This is a genomic window from Trichococcus palustris (assembly GCF_900114465.1).
Lineage (GTDB): Bacteria > Bacillota > Bacilli > Lactobacillales > Aerococcaceae > Trichococcus > Trichococcus palustris.
Window position 1 is genome coordinate 191,893 of record NZ_FOTD01000004.1, and the last position, 6,389, is coordinate 198,281.

The following is a 6,389-nucleotide window of genomic DNA, read 5'->3' on the forward strand; positions in this document are numbered from 1 at the left end:
GTTGGAATAGTGACGGATGCTGTTCTTTTTTGTTGAACGCTGCATTGCAGGAGTTTCGCCTAAGCTGACTCCCGTAATTCGCCTTATCCTAGTAGGCGAGTGCCGAATCATGTTGCCGTTATCCTGGTTGTTATGGTTGTGTTTGGGGCCTGAATTGTATAAGCTAAGGGTATAAATTATTTTTTTGGAATCGAGGTCTTATTTATGGGCAATGTGCGTAAGTGGTGGCATGATTTGATCGTTTACCAGGTTTATCCGATGAGCTTCCAGGATTCGAACGGGGATGGCGTAGGGGATGTCCGGGGCGTCATCAAACGGTTGGATTATATCCAACTTCTGGGCGTCAACATGATTTGGCTGAATCCGATTTTTACGTCGCCGAAAATTGATAACGGTTACGACATCTCCGATTTTATGGCAATCGATCCGCTGTTCGGGACGATGGAAGAGGTGGAGGAATTGATTCAGGAGGCGCACAAGCGCGGCATCAAAGTCATCTTTGACTTCGTCATGAACCATACTTCCAATCAGCATCCTTGGTTCAAGGAAGCATTGAAAGGGAAGGACAATCCCTACCGGGACTATTATTTGTGGGCGGATGGCAAAAACGGCGGCAAGGATCTGCCGAATAATTGGGAATCGTTCTTCACGGGGACGGTCTGGGAAAAGGAACCGATCGGCGACCAGTACTATTTCCATCTGTTCGCGAAGGAAATGCCCGATCTGAATTGGGAGAATCCTGAGGTGCGCAAGGCGATGATCGAGATAGCCTTTTTCTGGTTGGACAAAGGGATCGACGGGTTCCGTCTGGATGCCTTCATCCATCTGCAGAAAGAGGCGGGATTCCCGGATCTGCCGGGGTTGAAGGAAGGCGAAATCGCCTTGGCCGAGAACTACTATGCCAATTTGCCGAAAATAAACGAATACATGAAATTCTTTACGACGACTTTGCGGGAACGTTATCCGGATACCTTCATTGTAGGGGAAGCGGCGTCCGCGACGGTCGATTTGGCGCATGCCTACACCGACCCTATATTGGGGGGCTGTGATACGGTCATCACTTTCCGTTATTTCACAATGGATGAATCGGCGAAAGATCCGCGTCTATCCTCAAACATGCAGAAGACGAGTCTTTTATTTGGGGAATTCAAGAAAAACATGCATGAATGGCAAAGAGCCATGGCTGATGTCGGCGGACCGACCTTGTATTGGAACAATCATGATATGGCACGGGTCGTTTCGCGCATCGGGGATGATGTCCATTACCGCGATGACAGCGCCAAAATGTTGGCGGTCTTGATGTACCTGCAAAAAGGGATTCCGTTCATCCTGAACGGCGAGGAGCTGGGCATGAAGAACCTGTACATCGACGATATCAGGGATTTCAATTCACCGGAGGCACAAACTTTCTATGAAGAGGCATTGGCGTTGGGTTATACGGAAGAATCGATTCTGCACAACTTACGCGAAAGTTCCAAAGATGCCAGCCGCGGCGCGATGCAATGGGACGATTCCGCCTATGCAGGCTTTTCCGAGGTGAAACCTTGGAGTGGTGTCAACATCGAGCCGGCCTACAATGTGGAGGCGGAGGAAGATAATCCGGAAAGCGTTCTGCATTTTTACCGCAGGATGCTTCAGCTGAAGAAAACCGATCTGTTTGTTGATGGCTCTTATTTCCCTTGGGATACCGATGACGATTTTTACGTCTATGAGCGGGTACTGAACAAAAAAGGCGGATTGGTCATCTGCAATGTGACCGATCAGCCGCAAGAATTTGTGCTGCCGCCGCTGGAACAACAAGGCTATCGGCACATTTTATTGCAAAACAGCGGCGTATGGATGGAAGGCGACAACGTGCATTTGGGTCCTTACGGAGCGGTTGTTTTCCAGACGGACTACACCCAATAGGAAAACAACCGGGAAAGGCACCTGCAAGGGACAGAAAAAATCACTTGAATTTTATTAGGGGGCATTCTATATGAAGAGACTTTTCGATATCGATACTTGGAAAATAACGACGAATGAATTGGACAAGGCAAACAAGCGGCTGCAGGAAAGTTTGACTGCAATCGGCAACGGCTATATGGGGATGCGCGGAAACTTTGAGGAAGGCTACTCCGGGGACACGCATGAGGGAACCTATTTGGCGGGGGTTTGGTATCCGGATAAAACGCGCGTAGGTTGGTGGAAGAACGGGTATCCGGAATATTTCGGCAAAGTGATCAATGCACTGAATTTCATCGCGGTAGGGATCGAAGTGAATGGGGAGACGGTGGACTTGGCGAAAAACGACATTTCCGATTTCCGCCTGGAGTTGGATATGCGACAAGGCCTGCTGAACCGCGGTTTCGTTTGGAAAAGCGAGAACGGGGAGACGGTTGTGCGTTTCACATTCCAGCGGGCTGTCAGCATCGCGAAGAAGGAACTGGCCCTGATCCGCATTGAAGCGGAGGTGTTGGACGGAACCGCTGACGTTACCTTCCATCCTCGTCTGGACAGCAACGTTACCAACGAAGACGCCAACTACGAGGAAATGTTCTGGACGGAAGTGGCCCGTTCAATCGATACACCGGTCAGATTGACCGCCAAAACCATCCCGAATCCGTTCGGTATTGAACAATTCACCGTCACGGCGGCCATGATGAACGTTGCGGATGGCTTGGAAAAGACAAGCAGCAACGAGAGCCCGCTATTAGTAGAAGAAACCTTCAATGGGACGATTGCCTCCGGAGGGAAGCTGACTTTGACAAAATACGTGGCGATCGTAACGAGCCGGGACGTTCCCGAAGAGGGACAGGCAGCTGTGGCGAAAACGCTGTTGGCAGAAGCTGCTTCAAAGGGCTATGATTCCCTGATCGCGGAGCATGTTGCGGCATGGGCGGAACGCTGGAATAGGGCCGACGTAAAAATCGCGGGCGATGAGGAAGCGCAGCAAGGCATCCGCTTCAATATCTTCGGGCTGTTCTCGACCTACTATGGGGAAGATGAACGCCTGAACATCGGGCCGAAAGGATTCACCGGCGAGAAATACGGCGGCGCCACCTATTGGGATACGGAAGCGTACATGGTGCCGATGTATCTGTCCGTTGCGGAACCGCGCGTGACGGAACAATTGCTGCGTTACCGGCATAGCCAATTGCCGGGAGCTTTCCACAATGCGAAACAGCAAGGGCTGAAGGGTGCCCTATATCCGATGGTCACGTTTACGGGGGTCGAGTGCCACAATGAATGGGAAATAACATTCGAGGAAATCCACCGCAACGGAGCGGTTGCGCATGCCATCTATAACTACACGAACTATACGGGCGACGAAGCCTATCTGTTGACGAAAGGGATCGATGTTTTGACGGGGATTTCCCGTTTCTGGGCCGACCGTGTCCATTTTTCAAAACGGAAACAAAAATATATGATCCATGGCGTCACCGGTCCGAACGAGTATGAAAACAACGTGAACAACAATTACCACACCAATAATATGGCTGCCTGGACTCTGGAATATACGTTGGAGAGCTTGGCGAAAGTGTCGGATGACAAATTGGCCGAGCTGGCTGTTTCGGAAGAAGAAATGGCGCAATGGCAAGACATCGTCGATCATATGTATTATCCGCACGATGCGACATTGGGGGTGTTTGTCCAACAAGACACCTTCTTGGACAAAGACATCCGCACCGTCGATACGTTGGACCCCGCCGAGAGGCCGTTGAACCAACACTGGTCATGGGACAAGATTTTACGGTCCCCATTCATCAAACAGGCGGATGTGCTGCAGAGCATTTATTTCTTGAACGACCGCTATACGTGGGAAGAAAAAGAACGGAACTTCGACTTCTACGAACCGATGACCGTTCATGAATCATCTCTTTCCGCCAGTGTGCATGCCATTTTGGCGGCCGAATTAGGTAAAGAGGACAAAGCGGTGGAACTTTATGCGCGCACGGCCCGTTTGGATTTGGACAACTACAATAACGATACCCAAGATGGTTTGCATATTACTTCCATGAGCGGAGCCTGGTTGGCGATCGTTCAAGGCTTTGCTGGGATGCGCGTCAGCGACAACCAACTCCAGTTCAAACCGTTCCTGCCGAAAAACTGGCAAGGCTATGATTTCAAGATCAATTTCCGCGGAAGCCTGTTGGATGTGGCCATCACGGGAGGCGAGGTTACCCTTAAGGTGGTTGAAGGTCCGGCTTTGAATGTGAAGATTTTTGAAGAAGTCATCGCAGTGAATGGTACCGTGGTGAAGAGTTTAATTGAAGTGGAGTAAAGACGAGCGAAACAGTGTTCTTAAAGCGAGGCAGAAAGTTGGTGCAGGGATGAGAGGGATCGTATTCGACTTGGATGGCGTTCTGACGGATACCGCCGAATACCACTATCAGGCATGGAAAGCATTGGGAGAAAAAATAGGCATTCCGTTTGATCGGGCCTTCAACGAAAATCTGAAAGGGATCAGCCGCATGGATTCTTTGGAAAGAATCCTGGAATTGGGCCATAAGGAGAACGACTATACCCAAGCAGAGAAGGAAATCTTGGCGTCAGATAAGAATGAGCATTACAAGGAACTCATTCTGGAAATTACGCCGAAGGATCTCTTGCCGGGAATCAAAGCGTTCATTGAAGCGGCTAAAGCCAGAGGGTTGCGTTTGGCATTGGCCTCGGCCAGCAAAAATGGCCCTGTCATTTTGGAACGACTGGGCATGACGGATTATTTTGAAGCGGTAGTGGATCCGTCAACGTTGGAGCACGGAAAACCCGACCCGGAAATATTTACCAAGGGAGCGGAGCTGCTCGGATTGCCGGCCGAGGAATGCGTCGGGATCGAGGACGCGCAAGCCGGCATTGCAGCCATCAACGCAGCCGGTATGTTCTCGGTGGGGGTAGGATCCGCCGAATCGATGAAAGAAGCGGATCTGTTTGTGGAGAGCACGGCGGATCTTGATTTGGATGAGATTATGCGCGCGGCAGCGGCGAAATAAGGAAGAATAAAACATAAAAAAATTCAAAAAAAGTTTCAAAAAAAGAGAGTTAACACTTGAAAAGTTAGCGCTTACATGTTATTATTACAGTGTAAAGAAGGACAGGAAATATAAATCGAAAGAGATATATGGAATGATTTCTTTACGCAGAACCAATTGAAGTTCTAGCAGTTTATGATTTTAATTTCATTCATGATCGAGTAGAGACTTTCAGTATAGACCCGAAAATCTAGAACAGAATCAAAATGACAGATTGAATGAAAAAATTAAACGTAACAGTAGAAAAGATTTAGAATAGCTTCAAAAACTAAACCAAATTGATTTAACCTGTGAAGTTAGAATCATAATAGAATGGATAAAGGTTCAAAATGAGAAACATTTTAGGCGAGTAAACTTAAGATGTTATCTCGAAGAAGATTCTTGTTTAGATGTGAGTGGCGAGATGCCCCGTTTGAACAGTCAAAAGGATCTTCAGTTATACAACTTCATATTGTGGCCATGTTCCTCATTCAGTGGAAGTAAAAGTCCGAGAAGTTTGTAAGACTCACATGAGCGAAGATCATGTAAACTAACAATTAACTTAAGTATCGACGATGTTATGTTGGTACATAAATTACAGGAACTAGTGCTACAAGCATGAAGCGGGGCTACCTCATCTTTGAGGTAGCCTCTTATTTTTTGTCGGAAGACTACCGCTTCAAGGGATGGTGACAAGAGAATTGCTTTTCAGGAAATTTTGAACGGAAATGTTGATGGTGAAGTATTGACAGGGCTTACATTTTTGTGGTAATCTTTAGTTCCTCGGGTTGCTTGATTCATTTTTATGCCGGTTGGATATTTCAAAACATGGATAAGTTGAAATGTGTTTGACACGGAAGTGAAATGATGATAATATTATCAAGTTATCTTTTACAAGGCACCTACAGGATATGAAATGTTGTTGACATGCTATCGAAACGATGTTATTATATGAAAGTTGCCGCTTCAAATTTGAAAAAACGCTTTTGGAATTTATTTTTTTCAAAGTTGTTGACAAGATATTGAAGCCGTGATAATATGAATAAGCTATCACGTAATAAGTGATAGGCGAGATTGCCCTTTGAAAACTGAACAAAGAATGAACGAACCAAATGTGCAGGGAGCTTTGATTCTATCAAAGCAAACGAAGGCGATACACAGTATCGCAAACATAAAGTCAGTAACGTAACAAATGAGCTTTTAAATTTTACATGTAGGATTTCTGTACAAGAGTCCACATTTACATGAGAGTTTGATCCTGGCTCAGGACGAACGCTGGCGGCGTGCCTAATACATGCAAGTCGAACGGTTCTTTCTTTTGGAAGCTTGCTTCCGATCGAGAGAATAGTGGCGAACGGGTGAGTAACACGTGGGTAACCTGCCCATAAGAGGGGGATA

Annotated in this window: 3 protein-coding genes and 1 rRNA gene; all 4 read left to right on the plus strand. The window is 47.3% G+C overall.

Features of this window, described 5'->3' with window-relative positions:
- Window positions 1-204 precede the first annotated feature (204 nt).
- Window positions 205-1,908: an alpha-glucosidase gene (locus tag BM101_RS04510; protein ID WP_087033679.1), complete on the plus strand. Its 1,704-nt coding sequence runs from the start codon at window positions 205-207 to the stop codon at window positions 1,906-1,908.
- A gap of 70 nt (window positions 1,909-1,978) precedes the next feature.
- Window positions 1,979-4,264, plus strand: coding sequence for a glycoside hydrolase family 65 protein (locus tag BM101_RS04515; RefSeq protein ID WP_087033680.1), 2,286 nt, complete (start codon window positions 1,979-1,981; stop codon window positions 4,262-4,264).
- 49 nt (window positions 4,265-4,313) lie between these two features.
- Window positions 4,314-4,973 (plus strand): beta-phosphoglucomutase, encoded by a 660-nt coding sequence (pgmB, locus tag BM101_RS04520; RefSeq protein WP_087033681.1) that lies wholly within the window; start codon window positions 4,314-4,316, stop codon window positions 4,971-4,973.
- Between the two features lie 1,258 nt (window positions 4,974-6,231).
- Window positions 6,232-6,389 (plus strand): 16S ribosomal RNA (locus tag BM101_RS04525); the annotation flags it as partial.

What these genes read in the sequence shown, in the direction of transcription:
- BM101_RS04515 (WP_087033680.1), top strand. Translation starts at nt 1,979, where the DNA reads ATGAAGAGACTTTTCGATATCGATACTTGGAAAATAACGACGAATGAA.
- pgmB (WP_087033681.1), top strand. Translation starts at nt 4,314, where the DNA reads ATGAGAGGGATCGTATTCGACTTGGATGGCGTTCTGACGGATACCGCC.
- BM101_RS04510 (WP_087033679.1), top strand. Translation starts at nt 205, where the DNA reads ATGGGCAATGTGCGTAAGTGGTGGCATGATTTGATCGTTTACCAGGTT.